Source organism: Microvirga sp. CF3062, from assembly GCF_036314045.1.
Lineage (GTDB): Bacteria > Pseudomonadota > Alphaproteobacteria > Rhizobiales > Beijerinckiaceae > Microvirga.
The window spans coordinates 166,196-186,295 of record NZ_JAYGGN010000004.1 but is presented as its reverse complement, the minus strand read 5'-3'; the positions used below and the strand labels follow the sequence as shown (position 1 = coordinate 186,295).

Sequence of the window (20,100 nt, the reverse complement as noted above, 5' to 3'; positions counted from 1 at the left end):
TGAGCCTTCACCGAAACCTCCTGCCCTGCAAGCTTTGTTCAACCCGGCTCCACGAAAGAGCCGGGTGTGGCGCAAGGATGATTAGTCCTTCGCGCGCTCCACGTAGGAGCCGTCTTCCGTCATGATCACCACGCGGGTGCCGGCCTGGATGTGGGCGGGCACCAGGGTGCGCGCGCCGTTCGACAAAATGGCGGGCTTGTAGGACGAGGAGGCCGTCTGGCCCTTCACGACCGGCTCGGTCTCGGTGATCTCCAGCGTCACGCGGGCCGGCAGCTCGATAGCGATCGCGATACCGTTATGGATTGAGAGCATCACGGCCATGCTCTCCTGGAGATAGGCCTTCTGGTCCCCGATGATGTCCTCCGGCACCACGACCTGATCGTAGTTCTCCGGGTTCATGAAATGGTAGCCCTCGCCATCCTGATAGAGGAAGGTGTGCTCGCGGTCCTCCACGAAGGCGCGCTCGACCTGCTCGGTTGTGCGGTAGCGCTCCGAGACCTTCACGCCGTCGGAAATGCGGCGCATGTCGAGCTGGGTGACCGGCGTGCCCTTGCCGGGGTGGATGTTCTGGGCGGTGAGAACCACATAGAGCCTGCCGTCCATATCGAGGACGTTGCCTTTGCGGAGCGTAGAGGCGATGACCTTCACGTGAGGCTTTCCTTGTGACAGATAGGGGTGCGTCGTGAGGGTCGGGTCGCCCGAGCCCCAGTGGCACCGAAAAATGCTTTCGGTGCCGCAAGTAGCCTATCTTGGCGCAAATCGCCAGTCCGACCTCGCGGAACCCTTTGGAATGAATAAGCCTATCGCCGCTCCCTCCCCCTGGTGGACGCCTCACGTCCACGCGGACCGCCGCCCCTTCCTCATGGGCCGCAACCGCATCCAGGCAGCCCTGCGCGGCTTTTTCGCGGAACGGGACTTCGTGGAGGTCGACACCGCCACGCTCCAGACCTCGCCGGGCAACGAGGCGCATCTCCATGCCTTCGTGACCGAGGCCATCGGCCTCGACGGCTCGCGGACGCCGCTTTACCTCCACACCTCGCCGGAATTCGCCTGCAAGAAGCTGCTGGCTGCGGGCGAGCCCCGGATCGCGTGCTTTGCCCATGTGTACCGCAACCGGGAGCGCGGCCCCCTGCACCACCCGGAATTCACCATGGTCGAATGGTATCGGGCCGGAGAGAGCTACGAGATTCTGATGAAGGATTGCGGGGAGATCCTGGGCTTAGCGGCTGAGACGGCCGGCACCCGCACCCTCACCTTCCGTGGTCGCGAGACCGACCCATTCCAGACGCCTGAGCGCCTGAGCGTGGCCGAGGCCTTCGAGCGCTTCGCCGGCATCGACCTTCTGGCCTCCATCGACCGAAACGGCGAAACCGACCGGGATCGGCTCGCCGTCAGCCTCAAGGCTGCGGGCATCCGGGTGGCTGAAGATGATGCCTGGGCCGATCTGTTCAGCCGTGTCATCGTGGAGCGGGTCGAACCCAATCTCGGCCTCGGACGCGCCACGATCCTGGACGAGTACCCCGTCGCCGAAGCGGCTCTGGCCCGCCCAACTGCCCATGACCCGCGGGTGGCCGAGCGGTTCGAGCTCTATGCCTGCGGCGTCGAACTCGCCAATGCCTTCGGCGAATTGACCGACGCGGCCGAGCAGCGCCGCCGCTTTGAAGGAGAGATGGCGGAAAAGACCCGAGTGTATGGAGAAAGCTACCCCGTGGACGAGGATTTCCTGGCGGCCCTGGCGCAAATGCCGGAAGCCAGCGGCATCGCGCTCGGCTTCGACAGGCTGGTGATGCTCGCCACCGGGGCCTCCCGCATCGATCAGGTGCTCTGGGCTCCCGTGCCGGAGACGAGCCGGTGAACGCGATACGCCCTCTTCGCACCCCGGCCGAGTTGGCTGAGGCCGGTCTCATCGCGCCCGAAGAACTCGCGGGAATCGAGGCGGTGGCCGAACGCTATGCGGTCGCCATCAGCCCCGCCATGGCCGGCCTGATCGACCGGAGCGATCCGAACGACCCCATCGCCCGCCAGTTCGTGCCCGATCCGGCGGAGCTGACCACCACGCCTGAGGAGCGGGACGATCCCATCGGCGATCTCGCCCACAGCCCGGTCGAGGGCATCGTCCATCGCTATCCCGATCGGGTGCTGCTCAAGGCCGTGCATGTGTGCCCGGTCTATTGCCGCTTCTGCTTCCGCCGCGAGATGGTAGGGCCGCAGGGGCTTGGCACCCTCTCGCCCGAGGCTATGGACAAGGCTTTCGCTTATATCGCGGATCATTTGGAGATCTGGGAGGTGATCCTCACCGGCGGCGACCCGCTGGTGCTGTCCCCGCGTCGCCTCGCCGAGATCATGCAGCGGCTCTCCGCCATCGACCACGTGAAGATCGTTCGCTTCCACACCCGCGTGCCTGTGGTGGAGCCGGAGCGCGTGGACGAGGCTCTCATCGCGGCCCTGAAGGCCAGCGGCAAAACAGTCTACGTAGCGCTCCACGCCAACCATCCGCGCGAGCTGACCCCTGAAGCACGCGCTGCCTGCGCGCGCCTCATCGATTCAGGCATCGTGATGATCAGCCAGTCGGTGCTGCTGAGGGGCATCAATGACGACCCCGACACGCTGGCCGCCCTCATGCGCGCCTTCGTGGAGACGAGGGTGAAGCCCTATTACCTGCACCATCCCGATCTCGCGCCGGGCACGAGCCATTTCCGTCTCTCCATCGAGGAAGGCCGTGCCCTTGTGGCGGGCTTGCGCGGACGGATCTCGGGACTGTGCCAGCCAACCTACATCCTCGACATTCCGGGCGGGCATGGAAAGGCCGTGATCGGACCGGATGCGATCCGGGAGAACGGCGGCTGCCACACCGTCGCGGATTTCAGGGGCGGCGAGCACGTCTATCCGCCAGAGGGATAACATAAGTTAATTCAAATACTTCGCGGGACGGCCAGCGGCCATAAAAGCCCCCCGGGACGGGAACATTGTCCGCAGACCCGGCTTTGACTGATGCGCCCTTGCGCGTCTCCAAACATGACGGATGAGGATTGTCCATGCGTTTCATTCCAACCCGTATCCATGGCGCCATCGACTACCTGACCGGGCTCGTCCTGATCATGGCTCCGTTCGTGCTCGGCTTCGCCGATGACGGTGCGGCCCAATGGGTGCCGATGCTGCTCGGCGTGGCCATCCTGATCATGAGCATCATGACGGATTACGAGCTGTCGCTGGCCAAGGTGATCCCGCTGCCGCTGCATCTCGGGGTCGATGCGGCTGGCGGCCTGCTGCTCGCAGCCTCCCCTTGGCTCTTCGGGTTCGCCGACCAGGTGTTCTGGCCGCACCTGATCATCGGCCTGATGGAGATCGGTGTCTCCCTGATGACCCATACGGTGCCGGACACCGCAGAGGTTGGTGCTGGTCGCAACTACAGCTGATTAGTGCAGCGCCATCGGGGTCGTCGGGACGACCCTGCCCATAAACTGCGTTAAGATCGCATCCGAGCGGGATCGAGAGTTGACCCGCTCGGATGCGGAGCCCGACAATGACGAGGGATGCGATTGAGCCTGCCCAACGCGAAGAGCAGCAGCGCATCGACTCGACCTTCCGCAACGGCTCGGTCACGGCCATTGGCGTCGTAGTCGGCTTCTCCCTTGGCTTCTTGAGCCGGTGGTCAGCGCTGCCAGGGGAGTGGAGCCCTTCCGATCTCGTCTCGGTTGCCTTGATCACCCTAGGCCTTGCGCTGCAGGTCAAGTCGCTGGCCGATCTGCTGCATGTCTCGTCCCTCGAGCTCAAGCGCTACAACCGTTCGGTCCGCCTCTTTCTGATCGGACTTGTTCTCGTGGGTCTTGGTGTCGTGTTTGCGGTCTTTGCCGATCTTCTGGGCCTCGGCGGCATCGTTCTTCAGGGCTGACCCTAGAGCATTTTTCGGCGAAGTGGATCCGGTTCGCCGTCAAAATGCGGCAGCTCAAAGAAGAGAGATGATTCCACCTCAGTGGAAACATCTCTGGTCAGTCGAACCCCGGCTTGCCGCTGCGCCCCTTCTTGATCTCGGCACGCCGACCTTTCGATTCGAGCCTGCGCTTCTTGGAAGCGAGCGTCGGCCGCGTGGGTCGGCGCGGCTTCGGCCGTTCAGTTGCCTGACGGATCAGCTCCACAAGGCGCTCGACGGCATCCTCCCGGTTGCGCTCCTGGGTTCGGAAGCGCTGTGCCGTGATAATCAGCACTCCGTCATTGGTCAGGCGCCTGCCCGCAAGCCGCTCCAGCTTTTCCTTCACGTAATCCGGCAGCGAGGGCGAGTTGCGCACGTCGAAGCGCAGCTGGACGGCGGTTTCCACCTTGTTGACGTTCTGCCCGCCCGGACCCGAGGCGCGGATGAAACTCTCCTGGAGCTCCGCTTCATCGAGCGCGATGGAGTTCGTGACCTGGATCATGGGGCCTCTGGCGGAACGCGAACAAAGACAAGTGGAGTATCGGGACGGGATTCCAATGCAGGCTTATCCGGCGCTTGTCGATGGCCCCGATCCGCCTTAAGCGGCTCATGCACGCCGCTTTTTTGCCGGATTGCCCGCTCCCCTCCTGCCTGGGCTCCCCATGTCCGCCGTCTTCGCCAGCCTGATCCCGACCTTCCTGATCATCGCCACCGGCTGGCTGTGCCGGGCCACGGGCTTCGTCAATGAGCAGCAATGGGCCGGGATGGAGCGCGTCACCTATGTGATCTTCTTTCCGGCGCTCATCATCGACACCCTGTCGCGGGCCGACCTTTCCTCCGTGCCGGTGCTGGGCGTGGGCGGCGCGCTGGTCGGCGCGATCCTCGCCATGGCGGTGCTCGTGCTGGCGATGCGGCCAGTGCTCGAGCGCCATTTCGGCATCGACGGCCCCAGCTTCACATCGATCTTCCAGGGCGCGACGCGCTGGAACACCTTCGTGGGCCTCGCAGTCGCCGGCAGCCTGTTCGGGCAGCGCGGCATCGCGCTCATTGCGGTTGCCATCGCCGCCATGGTGCCGCTCCTCAACCTGCTCGCCTTCTATGTCTTCATCCGCTTTGCCGGCCAGCCCCGGCGCAGCCCCTGGGACATCCTGCGCTCCTTCGTGACCAACCCGTTCATCTGGTCCTGCGCGGTGGGGCTCGCCCTCAATCTTCTCGCTCCGCCGCTGCCGAAGCCGCTTGCGGCCTATATCGACGTCATCGGCCGGGCTGCGCTCGCTGCGGGTCTCCTGATCGTCGGCGCGGGACTCGACATTCGACGCCTCGCCCGTCCGGGCCTGCCCCATGCCCTGTCGGCCGGTCTCAAGCTTGTTCTCCTGCCGATCATGGCTGGAACTCTCGCGGGCCTCATGGGCATCGCCGGCAGCGACATGACGGTGACCATCATCGCCGCGTCCGTGCCATCTGCCAGCGCCGCCTATGTGCTCGCTCGCCAGATGGGAGGCAATGCCGGGCTCATGGCGGAGATCCTGACGCTGCAGACCCTGCTCGCCCTGCTCTCCATGCCGGTGCTCATCTCTCTCCTAGGTTGACCAAGGTTAGCGATTTTACAACTAAAGGTATAAGTATGACGACTTGTGTTATCATTAGTTGTGCTGCTAACTAGGCGAATTGCAACACTGAGACAGCGTCATTCCTCATGACCAAAGCCCTGCGCCCCTCCGGAAAAGACCTGTCCGCGAAAGACGTTTCGGGCGCTGAGGACAGCGCTCGCCCCGGCCGCAGGATGAGCCCGGCGGAAACCGCCCAGTACGTGGCCGAATTCTCGGCTGAGCTGTCCTATCTCGCCCGCGAGGCCAATCTCGATCTTCTGGCCTACCTGCTCGATATGGCCCGGCTGGAGGCTATCCGGACGGTGCAGTCGGGCGACAAGGAGGGCTAGCGGATTGAGCATCGGATAGACCCCAAAAGTGCGGATCCACTTTGGGTCCGAGGCTCTAAGACCCGAGCAGCGACACCGCATTGCCGCCGTGGCGTTCCAGACGCCCGGCGATTTCGAGTTCCAGCAGGGCGGTCTGAACCGAGCGGATCGACAGGCCGGTCTGCCGGACGAGATCGTCAATGGCGACCGGAGACGGGCCAAGGAACGTGATCAGATCCGCCTGACCCTCCTGCGCCTCGTTCTCGATCCCGGCATCGGGCATGACAGGCCGCACCGGCGCGCGGGCGATATCGGGCAGATCGAGCTCGTCCCAGAGTTCTTCCGACCCAAGGGCGTAATGCGGCTCCTCGGCGCTCCGGTCGAGGCGCGGGCCCGAGGCGATCAGTGGCTCGAGCACGCTCGTGACATGCTCGATTCCGGCGCAGAGAGTGGCGCCGTCGCGAATGAGATCGTTGGTGCCCTCGGCGCGGGGATCGAGGGGTGAGCCTGGAACAGCAAAGACCTCACGCCCCTGCTCCAGGGCGAAGCGCGCGGTGATGAGCGAGCCGGATCGGCGGGCCGCCTCCACCACCACGACGCCATAAGACAGGCCGGATACAATGCGGTTCCGGCGGGGGAAGTCGCGCCCGCGCGGCTCCCAGCCCATGGGCATCTCCGATATCACCGCCCCGCCCTGATCGAGGATCGCCTGCAGCAGCGGCTCGTTCTGGGCCGGATAGATACGGTCGTGCCCGCCGGCCAACACCGCGACCGTGCCGGTCTCGAGAGTCGCCTTGTGGGCCTTCGTGTCGATGCCCCGCGCCAGCCCCGATATCACCACGTAGCCCGCCTCGCCCAGCTGCCTTGCGAGGCGCTCGGTGAAGGTCAGGCCGGACGCGGAGGCGTTGCGCGAGCCGACGATGGCAACGGAGGGCTTGGCCAGCACCGCAGCGTTGCCGCGCAGCCCAATCAGGGGCGGTGCGGTGTCGACGGCCTGGAGGGTCTTCGGGTAATCCGGCTCGCCCATGGCGATGAAGCGCACGTCGAGGCGCGCGGCAGCAGTCATTTCCTTCTCGGCCTCGGCCCGGCTGTACACTTTGAGCAGCAGGCGCCCGCCGCGGCGGGCGAGATCCGGCAGGGCGTCGAGAGCGGCTGCGGCTCCGCCATACTGGTTGATCAGGGCGCGGAAGGTGCGCGGGCCGACGTTTTCCGAACGGATGAGGCGAAGCCAGTCGAGACGCTGCTCATCCGTCAGGATCATGCCTTATCCCTTCTGACCGATCTTGCCTTCAGTCCCGGCAAGGAGGCGGCTGATGTTCTGGCCGTGCTTCCACCACAAGAGCGCCACGAGCACCACGGCGATACCGGCCATGCCGGGTTCACCCAGAAGCCAAAGAATGATCGGTGACGCTGCGCTGGCGACCAGGGCCGAGAGCGAAGAATACTTGGATGCGAAGGCAACCCCAAGCCAGATCAGGACGAAGACCAACGCCGCCAGGGGCTTCAAGCCGATCAGCACGCCGATAAAGGTGGCAACACCCTTGCCGCCCTTGAACCCGAGCCAGACCGGAAAGAGGTGTCCGAGGAATGCCCCGAGGGCAGCCAGCATGGCGAACTGAGGTCCCCACTGTGCCGCTATGAGAACCGCCGCCGTGCCCTTCAGGGCATCGGCCAGGAGCGTCGCCGCCGCGAGCCCCTTGCGGCCGGTGCGCAGGACGTTGGTGGCGCCGATATTACCGGAGCCGATCTTCCGCACATCGCCTAAGCCGGCCATGCGGGTGAAGATCAGGCCGAACGGAATCGAGCCCAGGAGATAGCCGAAAAGCAGAGCCGCCAGCAGGTACAGGAGATTGGCCTCGTCAGACATTCATTTCTCGTTACATCGTTTCGCGTTGGAAAACCACCCGGCCTGCAACCATCGTGATGTTCACCTGGCCCTCAAGACGCGCTTCGTCGAAGGGGGTGTTCTTGGATAGTGACTTGAGCTGGCGCTTGTCGAGCACGTAGGGTGCGTCCGGATCGAACACGATCAGATCCGCGGGAGCGCCCACGGTGAGGCGTCCGCCGGAAAGCCCGAGGATTTCGGCGGGTTTCGTCGACAGAGCCCGTAGCAGCCGCGGCAGGGAAATACGGTCCGAATGGACGAGGCGCAGGGCCGCCGACAGCAGGGTTTCAAGCCCTACGGCCCCGTCGGCCGCTTCCGCGAAGGGCAGGCGCTTGTTCTCAACATCCTGTGGATTGTGATCCGAGACGATCACGTCGATGGTGCCGTCAGCCAGCGCCTCGATCATGGCCTGCCGGTCGTCCTCATGGCGGAGCGGCGGCGAGAGCTTAAGGAAGGTGCGATAATCGCCGATGTCGTTCTCGTTGAGCGCCAGATGGTTGATGGAAACCCCGCAGGTGACGGGCAATCCCCTCGCCTTCGCGGCGCGCACGATATCGGCCGAGTCGGCGCAGGAGATCATGGCCGCGTGGTAGCGCCCGCCGGTGAGGCGCACGAGGCGGATGTCGCGCTCAAGCATCACTGTCTCGGCCTCGCGTGGAATGCCCGGCAGCCCGAGCCGCGAGGCGAACTCGCCCTCGTTCATCACGCCCTGCCCGACGAGATCGGGATCCTCCACGTGATGGATGATCAGCGCGTCGAAGTCGCGCGCATAAGTCAGTGTCCGACGCATGACCTGCGCATTCGTGACGGAGCGCGCCCCATCGGTGAATGCAATGGCGCCGGCTTCCTTCAGGCGGCCGATCTCCGCCATCTCGGCACCGTGCAATCCCTTCGTGAGAGCCGCAGCCGGGAGGATATTGACCATGGAGGTGTCGCGCGCGCGGCGCACGATGAAGTCGATCACCGCCGGATCGTCGAGCGCCGGGCTCGTGTCCGGCATCGACACGACGGTGGTGACGCCGCCCGCCGCAGCGGCTTCGCCGGCGCTCTTCAGGGTCTCACGATAAGGCCCGCCCGGCTCGCCGATGAAGGCGCGCATATCGATGAGGCCGGGGCTGAGCACCTGGCCGCCGCAATCGATCACCTGCGCGCCGGCCGCTTCCGTCACCTGCGGGCCGACAGCCGCGATCACGCCGTCGCGCACCAGCACGCCGCCGCGCTCCTCACGGTCGCTGGCGGGGTCGATGAGGCGGGCGTTCTTCAGCAGCAGCGGACGGTCAGCGGTCATGATGCACCTTCTTGCCCTCTCCCCTCTGCGGGAGAGGGTGGCCTGCGAAGCAGGTCGGGAGAGGGGCCGAGCTCGGCTTCAATCGCTTGGCGGACGGAGTCAAGAACCAGATTGCCATTGCCGAGCATGAGATCGTTGGAAAAGCGCAGAATGCGAAAGCCTTGGCTTCTCAGAAAGGCATCGCGCCGTTCGTCATGTGCCTTTTGTTCAGCCCTCTCATGAGGAGTCCCATCCAGTTCCACGATCACCCTCGCCTCGGCACACAAGAAATCGACGATGTAGGGTGTAATCGGCACCTGTCGCTTGAACTTGTAGCCGTGGAAGCGGCCAGCCCGAACCTGCTGCCAGAAGAGGGCCTCGGCCCTGGTCGAAATCGAGCGCTGCCCCTTGGCGAAGGAGCGGAGGTTTGGGGTGACTTGGTTCTTGCGTATTCTGTCCACGGCCCCTCTCCCGGCCCTTCGGGCCACCCTCTCCCGCTTCGGGAGAGGGGTTTTCACCTGTTCGGCAGATGGCTCGCCAGAGCCTCCAGCACCGCCATGCGCACGGCGACGCCCATTTCGACCTGTTCGCGGATGAGCGATTGCGTGCCATCCGCGACGTCGGACGAGATCTCGACGCCCCGGTTCATGGGGCCGGGATGCATCACGAGCGCGTCGGGCTTGGCGAAGCTGAGTTTTTCCTGATCGAGCCCGTAGAAGCGGAAATACTCCTTCACGGAGGGCACGAAGGAGCCGTTCATGCGCTCGCGCTGAAGGCGCAGCATCATGACGATGTCGGCGTCCTTCAAGCCCTCCTCCATGCTGGTGAAGGTCTCGAAGCCCAGCCGCGCGATGCCCGGCGGCTGAAGGGTCGTGGGCGCCACGAGGCGCACCCGCGCGCCCATGGCGGCGAGCAGGATCATGTTGGAGCGCGCCACCCGCGAATGCAGGATGTCGCCGCAGATCGCCACGGTGAGGCCCTCGATGCGACCCTTGTTGCGCCGGATGGTGAGTGCGTCGAGCAGTGCCTGGGTCGGGTGCTCGTGCGCGCCGTCGCCGGCATTCACCACCGAGCAGTCCACCTTCTGGGCCAGCAGATGCACGGCGCCCGCTGCGTGATGGCGCACGACGATGATGTCGGGCCGCATGGCGTTGAGCGTCACGGCGGTGTCGATCAGGGTCTCGCCCTTCTTCACCGAGGACGAGCCGACCTGCATGTTCATCACGTCGGCGCCAAGGCGCTTGCCGGCGATCTCGAAGGAGGATTGCGTGCGGGTCGAGGCCTCGAAGAAGAGGTTGATCTGGGTCCGGCCCCGGAGGGTCGTCTTCCGCTTCTCGACCTGCCGGCTCACCTCGACCTGTTCGTCGGCGAGGTCGAGCAGCGCCCGAATGTCCAAGGGAGACAGCCCCTCGATGCCGAGGAGATGCCGGTGGGGGAAAACGGATCGGGGGGCGTCTGTCATCTTAAAGCGATGGCTATAGGGGTTCCGGGAAACGGCGGCAAGCAAGGGATTGGCTTGGCGCCATCTTATGCCCAGTCGCCGCGCCCACGACCTTGGCCATAGGGCGACTCTCTTGCTGGTGCCGGCAATCGTGGCCATATACCAAGGAGCACGTCGACCGGCTTGATTTGACTTGTCGGCGATCATCACCCACTTATCGCGCCCTGCTGCGGTCAGCCTCTGGCCGCCGTCTGTCGTCTGGGCAGAAGGGCACCGGTCCGCTGCCGCTTTTAGGAAGTCGTTCATGAAAGTCCTCGTCGTCGAGTCGCCTGCCAAGGCCAAGACGATCAACAAGTATCTCGGCAAGGATTACGAGGTCCTGGCCTCCTTCGGGCATATCCGCGATCTGCCCGCCAAGGATGGTTCAGTCGACCCGGATGCCGATTTCCGCATGATCTGGACGCTCGAGGACAGGGGCTCGAAGCGGATCGCCGACATCGCCAGGGCGATCAAGGGAGCAGAGAAGCTCATCCTCGCTACCGACCCGGACCGCGAGGGCGAGGCGATCTCCTGGCACGTGCTGGAGGCACTGCGCGAAAAGCGCGTGCTGAAGGACCTGCCGGTCGAGCGCGTGACCTTCAACGCCATCACCAAGGATGCCGTGCAGACGGCGCTCCGCAACCCGCGCCAGATCGATCAGGCCTTGGTTGACGCCTATCTCGCCCGCCGCGCCCTCGATTACCTTGTGGGCTTCACCCTGTCGCCCGTTCTGTGGCGAAAACTCCCCGGCGCCCGCTCGGCCGGCCGCGTGCAGTCGGTGGCCCTGCGCCTCGTCTGCGACCGCGAGCTCGAGATCGAGACCTTCAAGGCACGGGAATACTGGTCGCTGATCGCCACGCTCGCCACCAAGGACGGCGGCGTGTTCGACGCGCGCCTCGTCGGCGCCGACGGCAAGAAGATCCAGCGCCTCGACATCGGCAACGGCGCCGATGCGGAGGCCTTCAAGAAGGACCTGGAGCTCGCAACCTTCTCGGTGGCGAACATCGAGGCCAAGCCCGCCAAGCGCCACCCCTACCCGCCCTTTACCACCTCGACCCTGCAGCAGGAGGCCTCGCGCAAGCTGGGGCTGGCGCCTGCCCAGACCATGCGCATCGCGCAGCGTCTCTACGAGGGCGTGGATATCGGTGGTGAGACGGTTGGCCTCATCACCTATATGCGAACCGACGGCGTCGACATGGCGCCCGAAGCCGTGCAGGAAGCCCGCCGGGTCATCGGCAAGGAATATGGCGACCGCTACGTGCCGGGCGCGCCGCGCAAATACACCACCAAGGCCAAGAACGCCCAGGAGGCACACGAGGCCGTCCGCCCGACGGACATGAGCCGCCTGCCGAAACAGGTGGCGAAGTACCTGGAGCCCGAGCAGGCTAAGCTTTACGATCTGATCTGGACCCGCACCATCGCGAGCCAGATGGAATCGGCCGAGTTGGAGCGCACCACGGCCGACATCACGGCTCAGGTGGGCCCGCGCAAGCTCGACATGCGCGCCACCGGCCAGGTGATCAAGTTCGACGGCTTCCTGACGCTCTACAACGAGAGCAAGGACGACGATGCGGACGAGGACGAGGGCCGCCTGCCCCCGATGAAGGCAGGGGATAGCCTGGAGCGCCGCCGCATCGCTGCCACCCAGCACTTCACCGAGCCGCCGCCGCGCTATTCGGAAGCCTCACTGGTCAAGCGCATGGAAGAGCTCGGCATCGGTCGCCCCTCGACCTATGCCGCCGTGCTCCAGACCCTGCGCGACCGCGAATACGTCAAGATCGAGAAGAAGCGGCTTGTCCCGGAGGACAAGGGCCGCATCGTCACCGCCTTCCTTGAGAGCTTCTTCCGCCGCTATGTGGAATACGATTTCACCGCGGACCTGGAGGAGCAGCTCGACCGGGTCTCGAACAACGAGATCGACTGGAAGCAGGTGATGCGCGAGTTCTGGGAGCACTTCTCGGCCGCCATCGGCGAGACCAAGGAGCTGCGCACCACGGAAGTGCTCGACGCCCTTAATGAACTGCTCGGCCCGCACATCTTCCCGGACAAGGGCGATGGCTCCAACCCGCGCACCTGCCCGACCTGCGGCACGGGCCAGCTGTCGCTCAAGCTCGGCAAGTTCGGCTCCTTCATCGGCTGCTCCAATTATCCCGAGTGCAAGTTCACCCGCCAGCTTGCCGCGACAGGTGTCGACGGCGATGGCGAAGGCTCGTCCGAGAACGGCGGCCAGCCCGGCGTGAAGGTGCTGGGCCAGGACCCGGAGACGGGCCTGGAGGTCACCCTGCGCGATGGCCGCTTCGGCCCCTTCGTGCAGCTCGGCGAAGGCGAGAAGCCCAAGCGCTCCTCCCTGCCCAAGGGTTTGAGCCCGGCGCAGGTCGACCTAGAGAAGGCCCTGAAGCTGCTGGCGCTGCCGCGTCAGGTGGCAGTCCATCCGGAATCGGGTGAGCCGATTCTGGCGAGCATCGGCCGCTACGGGCCTTATGTTCAGCACGGCAAGACCTACGCCAACCTGGGAGCAGGCGACGACGTGCTGGAGATCGGCGGCAACCGGGCCATTGACCTGATCGTCGCCAAGGAAAGCGGCGGAAGCGGCGCCCGTCGCGGCGCGGCCGATCCGGGCCGTCCCCTGGGCGAGGACCCGGAATCGGGCAAGCCCATCGTGGTGAAGGCCGGGCGCTTCGGGCCTTATGTGACGGACGGCGAGACCAACGCCACGCTGCCGCGTACGATGGCTGCCGAGGCGGTGACGCTGGATGACGCGGTGGAGCTTCTGAAGGTACGGCGGGCAGCCGGTCCGTCGAAGAAGCCCGCCCGCGGCCGCAAGGCCCCGGCCAAGAAGGCTGCCTCGAAAGCTCCTGCTGGGAAGAAGACGGCGACCAAGACCGCCGCCAAGAAGAGTACGGCCAAGAAGGCGGCTCCAAAGAAGGCAGTCACCAAGACGGCTGCTGCGAAGAAGACCGCCAAGGCGGGCTGAGCGCGATGGAGCAGTGGCTGTTCTGGCTCATGGAGGAGCACGGCGATCAGGTCGAGATCTCGCTGCGTCTGCTGGTGGCGACGGTGGCCGGCATGATCGTCGGCATCAACCGGGACATACACAACAAGCCGATCGGCATGCGGACCCTCGGCCTCGTCTCGCTGGGCTCGGCCCTCGTGATCCTGGCGGGCTCGGTCTATGAAGGGCTTCACTTCTCGCAGGATGCGGTCAGCCGCGTCGTGCAGGGTATCCTGACGGGCTTAGGCTTTCTCGGCGCGGGCTCGATCCTGCGGGCCAAGGATGGAACGGAGGTTCAGGGCCTCACGACGGCTGCAACGGTCTGGATCGCGGCTGGTCTCGGTATTACGGCAGGCCTGGGCGCGTGGTTCATAACAGTGGCCGGCACCCTGGTCACGCTGTTCCTGCTGACTTACGCGACCCGTCTGGAGGCAAGGCTCATCCTGTTTTTCGGCAAGAGCAAGCGTTCGGACGATGAAACTTTAGAAGACTAGGCTCAAGCCCAATAAAGCCACGGCCGCCATGCCGAGCCAGATCAGGCTTGCACCATAGGAGCGCGGCGCGGCCGGTGTGGTGTCGGGCTCGTCGAAGGCGAAGGCTTCGCCCGCATTGCGTGCGGCGCGGTCGAGGTGGAGGTGGAGCTTCTGGGCTGGTGCCAAAGTCGTCCGCGTCGTCACGATCAGATCTCCCGTTAAGCTCATGCTTAACTATTCAACGTGAATGGAATTTAAACAGTTCCGGATGACATCCGTAAGACAGCCTTTAGGGGGAGTTCGCCGGTAACCTTTATGAACTAGGCTCCAGGTCGAATTTCTGGCTTATAACTGAAAATCACCTTCACGTTTCCGTTTTGTTCTCGTATAAAAACGGGATGAGAAATAGTGTAAAGAAGCGCGAATCATCATCCCGGACCAAGGTCCCAATGACAGATAACGACGATCTCTTCGGGGGCGCCGCGGCCAAGCGCGCCGCGCCTGCCACGGCCCGCAACGCCGCCGTCAAGGTCTCCCGCCAGGCGCCTTCCCAGGGCACGCCGGGCGAGGACGGCTATGACGCGTCGGCCATCGAGGTGCTGGAGGGGCTCGAGCCCGTCCGCCGCCGGCCGGGCATGTATATCGGCGGCACGGACGAGAAAGCCCTGCACCATCTCTTCGCCGAGGTGATCGACAACTCCATGGACGAGGCGGTCGCGGGCCACGCGACCTTCATCGAGGTGGAGCTGGAAGAAGGCGGCTGGCTGTCCGTGACCGACAACGGGCGCGGCATCCCGGTCGATCCGCACCCCAAGTTCCCGAAGAAGTCGGCGCTCGAAGTGATCATGACCACGCTCCACGCGGGCGGCAAGTTCGACTCGAAGGTCTACGAGACATCGGGCGGCCTGCACGGCGTCGGTGTGTCGGTGGTGAACGCGCTGTCCGAGATCCTCGAGGTCGAGGTCGCCCGCGGCCAGACCCTGTACCGGCAGATCTTCTCCCGCGGCATCCCGCAGGGCAAGATCGAGACCGTGGGCCGTGTGCTCAACCGGCGCGGCACCAAGGTGCGCTTCAAGCCCGACTGGCAGATCTTCGGCAAGGAGGCTCTTTTCCAGCCCCGCCGCCTGTTCAAGATGGCCCGCTCCAAGGCCTATCTGTTCGGCGGCGTTGAGATCCGCTGGAAATGCGCCCCGTCGCTGGTCGAGGGCGTCGCCAACGTTCCGGCGGAAGCGACCTTCAAGTTCCCGAACGGCCTGAAGGACTACCTGCTCCACGACATCGAGGGCAAGGACCTGGTCACGGACCAGATCTTCTCCGGCAAGATCACCAAGCCCGGCGGCCACGGCTCGCTGGAATGGGCGGTCGCCTGGATGACGAACGAGGACGGATTCTCCACCTCGTACTGCAACACGGTGCCCACCCCTGAGGGCGGCACGCACGATAACGGTCTGCGCATTGCTCTGCTCCGCGGCCTGCGCGAGCACGCCGAGCGCGTGAACCAGGCCAAGCGCATGGCGGCGGTGACCACCGACGACGTCATGGCGACCTGCGCGTCCATGCTGTCCGTCTTCATCCGCGAGCCGGAATTCCAGGGCCAGACCAAGGACAAGCTGGCGACGGTCGAGGCTGGCCGCATCGTCGAGAACTCGATCCGCGACACCTTCGACCACTGGCTCGCGGCTTCCCCGCAGCAGGCCAACAAGCTCCTCGACTGGGTGATCGACCGGGCCGAGGAACGCCTGCGCCGCCGCCAGGAGAAGGAGGTTGCGCGTAAGACTGCAACCCGCAAGCTGCGCCTGCCCGGTAAGCTGGCGGATTGCTCGAACGCCGGCGCCAAGGGCTCCGAGCTCTTCCTGGTCGAGGGCGACTCGGCCGGCGGCTCCGCCAAGCAGGCCCGCGACCGCGCCACCCAGGCGGTGCTGCCCCTGCGCGGAAAAATCCTGAACGTGGCCTCGGCCGGGCGGGACAAGCTGCACCAGAACCAGCAGATTTCTGATCTCGTTCAGGCGCTCGGCTGCGGCCAGGGCTCCCAGTACCGCGAGACCGATCTTCGCTACGAGAAGGTCGTCATCATGACCGACGCAGACGTGGACGGCGCCCACATCGCCACCCTGCTGATCACGTTCTTCTACCGGCAGATGCCGAAGCTCATCGACGGCGGCCACCTCTATCTGGCGGTCCCGCCGCTCTACCGGCTGACGCAAGGAGCGAAGTCGGCCTATGCCCGTGACGAGGCCGACCGCGAACGCCTGATGAAGACGGTGTTCAAGGGCAACGGCAAGATCGAGATCAGCCGCTTCAAGGGTCTCGGCGAGATGCTGCCGGCACAGCTCAAGGAAACCACCATGGACCCGAAGAAGCGCCTGCTTCTGAAGGTGGTGGTGACCGACGAGGAGAGGCTGGACGCCAACGATGTTGTGGAGCGCCTGATGGGCAACAAGCCCGAGGCCCGCTTCGCCTTCATCCAGGAACGCGCGGCGTTTGCCGACGAGGCGGATCTGGATATCTAAGCGAAGGTCGACGCGGAGGGCACTTCGCGGCTCTTCGTGGCAGAGTTGGCTTCGCATGCCATTCACCTGCATGAATGCGAAGAGCCGGCGATTGCTCGCCGGCTCTTGTGTTGTCAGGTCAGGTTTTGCGAGCCGCCGCTACAGCGTGTAGAGGCTGAAGTTGGCGGCCGACAGGGCCGTGCCGGCGGTGAGCTGCGCGAACTGCACCTGGGCCACATTACCAAGACTGTTGCCTGTGCCGTCCGCATCGTAGAACAGCCCGCCCGTGGCCTGGTTGTACACGATCCGCTGCGCCGACGTGGTGGCCCAACCACCGAGGCCGAAGGCCGACGCCTTGAGCAGATGGTTCACGTAGTACGAGCCATACGTCGTCTCGACAAACGCCACGTCCTGGAAGCCGAAGATGTGCGTCTCCAGGGCGATCTTGTCGCCCTCGGCCGCGCTGAAGTCGGCAAGCGTGTCCACGTTGCCAGCCCCGAGCACCGCATCGAACTGGAACACGTCCGCCGCCGACCCGCCACTCAGGGTATCCGCCCCGGCGCCGCCGCTCAGCGTGTCATAATACAGGCCGCCGCTCAGGAAGTCGGCGCCTGCGCCGCCAACCAGCTCGTCATTGCCGTTCTGGCCGTAGAGGCTGTTGTTGCCGGCATCCCCGATCAGCACGTCGCTGAACTGCGAGCCGTTCAGCGCCTCGATGCTGCCGTAGACGTCACCGTAAGCCTCACCGGAGTTGATGGCAGAGTTGGCCAGGCTGACCCGCACGCCCGTGACGGCATTGAGGTAGGAGGCAAAGTCGTAGCCGTTGCCGCCGTCCATGGTGTCGGCGCCCCAGCCGCCCTCGAGCACGTCGTTGCTGTCGCCGGCCAGCAGGCGGTCGTTGCCATCCCTGCCTGAGAGCACGTCCTCGCCCCAGCCGCCGTAGAAGGTGTTGTCGGCGCTGTTGCCGGTGAGCGTGTCGGCAGCATTCGAGCCGTAGATGCCTTCGATCGACACGAACACGTCGCCGTAAGCCTCGCCGGTGTTGTAGGCCGCATTGGACATGTTGACCGTCACGCCGGTGGTGTAGGCGACAAAGTCGTAGCCGTTGCCGCCGTCGAGCCAATCGGCCCCTGCCCCGCCGTCGAGCACGTCGTTGCTGTCGCCGGCCAGCAGGTAATCGTTGCCGGCCATGCCCATCAGCACGTCCTCGCCCCAGCCGCCGTAGAAGGTGTTATTGACAGCATTGCCGGTCAGCTTGTCGGCATAGTTCGAGCCGTAGATGCCCTCGATGCCCTCATACGTGTCGCCCGCAGCCTCGCCGGTGTTCTGCGACGCATCGGTGAGGTTGGCGGTCACGCCTGTGGTGTAGGCCACGAAGTCGGTGCCGGCGCCGCCGATGAGCCAGTCGCCGTCGGCGCCGCCTTCGAGCACGTCGTCGCCGCCGCCGCCGACGATGTAGTCGCGGCCGGCCAGGCCTACCAGGCGGTCGTTGCCTTCGTGGCCGTAGAGATTGTTGCCTACCCCATTGCCGGTGAGCGTGTCGTTGAACTGCGAGCCGGCCAAGGCTTCGATGCTGCTGTAGATGTCGCCCGCCGCTTCGCCGCTGTTGCGCCAGCTCTCCGAGAGATTGGCCACCACGCCTTCTAACGCAAAGTAGTAGCTCGCAAAGTCGTAGCCTGCGCCGCCATAGAGCCAGTCCGCGCCGCCGCGGCCTTCCAACGTGTCGTCGCCGCCATTCCCGTAGAGCTCGTTGCCCAGGTGGTTGCCGGCCAGTTCGTCCTTGTAGTCCGAGCCGCCGATGCCCTCGATCGACACGTAGCTGTCGCCTGCGGCATCGCCCGTGTTGCGCCAGCTCCGCAGCAGATCGGCCACCACGCCTGATGTCGACGTAAAGTAGCCCGCATAGTCGAAGCCTTCACCGCCATCGAGATAATCGGAGCCAGCTCCACCAACGAGATTGTCGCTGCCGTTGCCGCCATCGAGCGTGTCGGCGCCTAAGCCGCCGTCGACCAGGTCGTTGCTGTCGCCGGCAAGCAGATGATCGTCACCGAGCAAGCCGGAGAGCGTATCCTCGCCCCAACCGCCGTAGATGGTATTGTTGAGGCCGTTGCCGATGAGCTTGTCGGCATAGTTCGATCCGTAGATGCCCTCGATGCTATCGTAGCTGTCGCCCGCCGCCTCACCGGTGTTGTGCCAGGCCTCCCAGAGATTGACCGTCACAGCCGTCGTATAGCTCACAAAGTCGATGCCGGCGCCGCCGATGAGCCAATCACCCTCGGCACCGCCTTCGAGCACGTCGTCGCCGCCACCGCCGACGATGTAGTCGCGCCCGGCCAAGCCGACCAACCGATCGTTGCCCTCATGGCCGTAGAGGTTATTGCCATCAGCATTACCGGTGAGCGTGTCGTCGAACCGTGAGCCTTCCAGCGCCTCGATGCTGATGTAGCCGTCCCCCGCTGCTTCGCCGGTGTTCAAAGCCCTGTTCGACAGATTGGCCACCACACCTGCGGTTGCATGGTAGTAGCTGGCAAAGTCGTAGCCGGCACCGCCGTCGAGCAGATCGGCACTGCTCCGCCCTTCCAGCGTGTCGTCGCCGCCCTTGCCGTAAAGCTCGTTAGCAGCATGGCTGCCTGCAAGCGCGTCGTTGTAGGCCGAGCCTACAACGCCTTCGATGGAAATATGGATGTCGCCGGCCGCGTCACCTCTATTGCGATAGTTTTTGCTTCTTATCAGATCCACCACGACGCGTTCTTTAGCGGTGGTGTAGTCAGCAAAATCGTAGCCTGCGCCACCATCGAGGCTGTCCGCGCCGCTGCCACCGATGAGAGTGTCGTAACCTTCGCTGCCAGACAGGCTATCGTCACCAGCCAAACCGGAGAGCGTATCTTCGCCGAAGCTTCCATGGAGGGCATTGCTAATGTCATCACCGGTCAATTCGTCATTGAACTTAGTACCAGCGATATTCTCAACGCCTGCGTAGAGATCGCCTGCAGCCGAGCCGGTGTTTTGCGAGGCATCGGACAGATTCACCGTCACGGCTTCACCTGCCTCGATGTAGCTTACCATGTCCCATCCGTCGCCGCCGACGAGCACGGAGTCATGGGCGTGGGCATGGAAGGAATCGTCTCCGTCAGCACCATAGAGCAGGCCCTGGCCCTGCATATGGTCATTGCCGACCGTGCCGATATGAGCCTCAATCACGGTGGTTCCGGTGTCCGACACCCGCTTCAGCATGCCATGCTTTTGCGTGGCCGAGGCCTGATCGCCTTCAGCAACGACAACGTCGGCCATCTGCTTATAAGACTCGATATCCCAGTAGGTCGGAAGTTCACCGCCCCTCTCGAATTCTCCCTCTGCAGGCATTCCATCGTCGAAATAGATGATATCGCGCGTCGTACTCGCCTCGTCCGGTCGGCCTGGCCGCTCGACCCTATCGATGGTGAAGACTTCCAAAGCAGGGCGGCCCTCATGCAGAATCGCCGTGGATGTTGACTCGCGGGTTTGGACGGTGTTGTCCGTCGAAGTGTGCCTGTCGATTGAGTGGGCGTACCATTTACCGATTTCGAAGCTCTCGTTCTGATACCTATACTCATAGAGCTTCATCTCCGGTCCAGTTGTTCCACTTCCAGATTCATTCAGATTATCTCCAAGAGTTGCGAGCGTGGTCTCTCTCTCGAAGGCCGTAC

18 protein-coding genes are annotated in these 20,100 nt (G+C 64.5%); 9 read left to right on the top strand and 9 right to left on the bottom strand.

Annotated features, from left to right (window positions below):
* Positions 1 to 81: 81 nt before the first annotated feature.
* Positions 82 to 603 carry an elongation factor P gene (efp, locus tag VB618_RS09175; RefSeq protein ID WP_329796518.1) on the bottom strand — a complete coding sequence of 174 codons (522 nt, stop codon included), beginning with the start codon at positions 601 to 603 and terminating at the stop codon, positions 82 to 84.
* A gap of 187 nt (positions 604 to 790) precedes the next feature.
* On the opposite strand from efp, the gene epmA reads away from it, so the two are divergent.
* The 4 genes from epmA (at position 791) to VB618_RS09155 (ending at position 3,892) form a co-directional block, all read left to right on the top strand.
* On the top strand, positions 791 to 1,855 hold the full coding sequence (gene epmA, locus VB618_RS09170; protein ID WP_442931723.1) for an EF-P lysine aminoacylase EpmA: 1,065 nt from the start codon (positions 791 to 793) through the stop codon (positions 1,853 to 1,855).
* On the top strand, positions 1,852 to 2,901 hold the full coding sequence (locus tag VB618_RS09165) for a lysine-2,3-aminomutase-like protein (protein WP_329796317.1): 1,050 nt from the start codon (positions 1,852 to 1,854) through the stop codon (positions 2,899 to 2,901). Before epmA ends, VB618_RS09165 begins: the two co-directional genes overlap by 4 nt.
* A 134-nt stretch (positions 2,902 to 3,035) precedes the next feature.
* Complete coding sequence (locus VB618_RS09160) at positions 3,036 to 3,416, top strand: SPW repeat domain-containing protein (RefSeq protein ID WP_329796316.1); 381 nt, start codon at positions 3,036 to 3,038, stop codon at positions 3,414 to 3,416.
* Between the two features lie 107 nt (positions 3,417 to 3,523).
* Complete coding sequence (locus VB618_RS09155) at positions 3,524 to 3,892, top strand: hypothetical protein (protein ID WP_329796315.1); 369 nt, start codon at positions 3,524 to 3,526, stop codon at positions 3,890 to 3,892.
* A 97-nt stretch (positions 3,893 to 3,989) separates the two neighbouring features.
* Here VB618_RS09155 and arfB read toward each other — a convergent pair whose 3' ends face one another.
* The gene (gene arfB / locus VB618_RS09150) at positions 3,990 to 4,412 is read right to left on the bottom strand and encodes an alternative ribosome rescue aminoacyl-tRNA hydrolase ArfB (RefSeq protein ID WP_329796314.1); all 423 of its coding nucleotides are present in this window, start codon (positions 4,410 to 4,412) and stop codon (positions 3,990 to 3,992) included.
* Positions 4,413 to 4,572: 160 nt separating this feature from the next.
* On the opposite strand from arfB, the gene VB618_RS09145 reads away from it, so the two are divergent.
* Both VB618_RS09145 and VB618_RS09140 read left to right on the top strand, forming a co-directional pair.
* On the top strand, positions 4,573 to 5,499 hold the full coding sequence (locus VB618_RS09145; protein WP_329796313.1) for an AEC family transporter: 927 nt from the start codon (positions 4,573 to 4,575) through the stop codon (positions 5,497 to 5,499).
* Between the two features lie 107 nt (positions 5,500 to 5,606).
* Positions 5,607 to 5,849 carry a hypothetical protein gene (locus tag VB618_RS09140; protein ID WP_329796312.1) on the top strand — a complete coding sequence of 81 codons (243 nt, stop codon included), beginning with the start codon at positions 5,607 to 5,609 and terminating at the stop codon, positions 5,847 to 5,849.
* 55 nt (positions 5,850 to 5,904) lie between these two features.
* Here VB618_RS09140 and dprA read toward each other — a convergent pair whose 3' ends face one another.
* From dprA to VB618_RS09115, 5 genes are read right to left on the bottom strand one after another with little or no spacing between them, the layout of a single operon-like run.
* Positions 5,905 to 7,089 carry a DNA-processing protein DprA gene (gene dprA, locus VB618_RS09135; protein ID WP_329796311.1) on the bottom strand — a complete coding sequence of 395 codons (1,185 nt, stop codon included), beginning with the start codon at positions 7,087 to 7,089 and terminating at the stop codon, positions 5,905 to 5,907.
* A 3-nt stretch (positions 7,090 to 7,092) separates the two neighbouring features.
* The gene (gene plsY, locus VB618_RS09130) at positions 7,093 to 7,695 is read right to left on the bottom strand and encodes a glycerol-3-phosphate 1-O-acyltransferase PlsY (RefSeq protein WP_329796310.1); all 603 of its coding nucleotides are present in this window, start codon (positions 7,693 to 7,695) and stop codon (positions 7,093 to 7,095) included.
* Between the two features lie 10 nt (positions 7,696 to 7,705).
* A complete protein-coding gene (locus VB618_RS09125; protein WP_329796309.1) occupies positions 7,706 to 9,001 on the bottom strand; it encodes a dihydroorotase in 1,296 nt (431 codons plus the stop codon).
* Positions 8,998 to 9,441 (bottom strand): endonuclease domain-containing protein, encoded by a 444-nt coding sequence (locus tag VB618_RS09120; protein WP_329796308.1) that lies wholly within the window; start codon positions 9,439 to 9,441, stop codon positions 8,998 to 9,000. Before VB618_RS09120 ends, VB618_RS09125 begins: the two co-directional genes overlap by 4 nt.
* A gap of 53 nt (positions 9,442 to 9,494) precedes the next feature.
* Complete coding sequence (locus tag VB618_RS09115; RefSeq protein ID WP_329796307.1) at positions 9,495 to 10,442, bottom strand: aspartate carbamoyltransferase catalytic subunit; 948 nt, start codon at positions 10,440 to 10,442, stop codon at positions 9,495 to 9,497.
* Positions 10,443 to 10,725: 283 nt separating this feature from the next.
* Between VB618_RS09115 and topA the strand changes: the two genes are divergently transcribed.
* Both topA and VB618_RS09105 read left to right on the top strand, forming a co-directional pair.
* Positions 10,726 to 13,434, top strand: a complete 2,709-nt coding sequence (gene topA, locus VB618_RS09110; RefSeq protein WP_329796306.1) for a type I DNA topoisomerase — start codon at positions 10,726 to 10,728, stop codon at positions 13,432 to 13,434.
* Between the two features lie 5 nt (positions 13,435 to 13,439).
* Positions 13,440 to 13,946 carry an MgtC/SapB family protein gene (locus VB618_RS09105; RefSeq protein ID WP_329796305.1) on the top strand — a complete coding sequence of 169 codons (507 nt, stop codon included), beginning with the start codon at positions 13,440 to 13,442 and terminating at the stop codon, positions 13,944 to 13,946.
* Here VB618_RS09105 and VB618_RS09100 read toward each other — a convergent pair.
* A complete protein-coding gene (locus tag VB618_RS09100; protein ID WP_329796304.1) occupies positions 13,935 to 14,129 on the bottom strand; it encodes a hypothetical protein in 195 nt (64 codons plus the stop codon). The two genes, VB618_RS09105 and VB618_RS09100, sit on opposite strands and share 12 nt — an antisense overlap.
* 245 nt (positions 14,130 to 14,374) lie before the next feature.
* On the opposite strand from VB618_RS09100, the gene parE reads away from it, so the two are divergent.
* The gene (gene parE / locus VB618_RS09095) at positions 14,375 to 16,435 is read left to right on the top strand and encodes a DNA topoisomerase IV subunit B (RefSeq protein ID WP_329796303.1); all 2,061 of its coding nucleotides are present in this window, start codon (positions 14,375 to 14,377) and stop codon (positions 16,433 to 16,435) included.
* A 138-nt stretch (positions 16,436 to 16,573) separates the two neighbouring features.
* On the opposite strand, the gene VB618_RS09090 is transcribed toward parE, so the two are convergent.
* On the bottom strand, positions 16,574 to 20,017 hold the full coding sequence (locus VB618_RS09090) for a calcium-binding protein (protein WP_329796302.1): 3,444 nt from the start codon (positions 20,015 to 20,017) through the stop codon (positions 16,574 to 16,576).
* Positions 20,018 to 20,100: the final 83 nt, after the last annotated feature.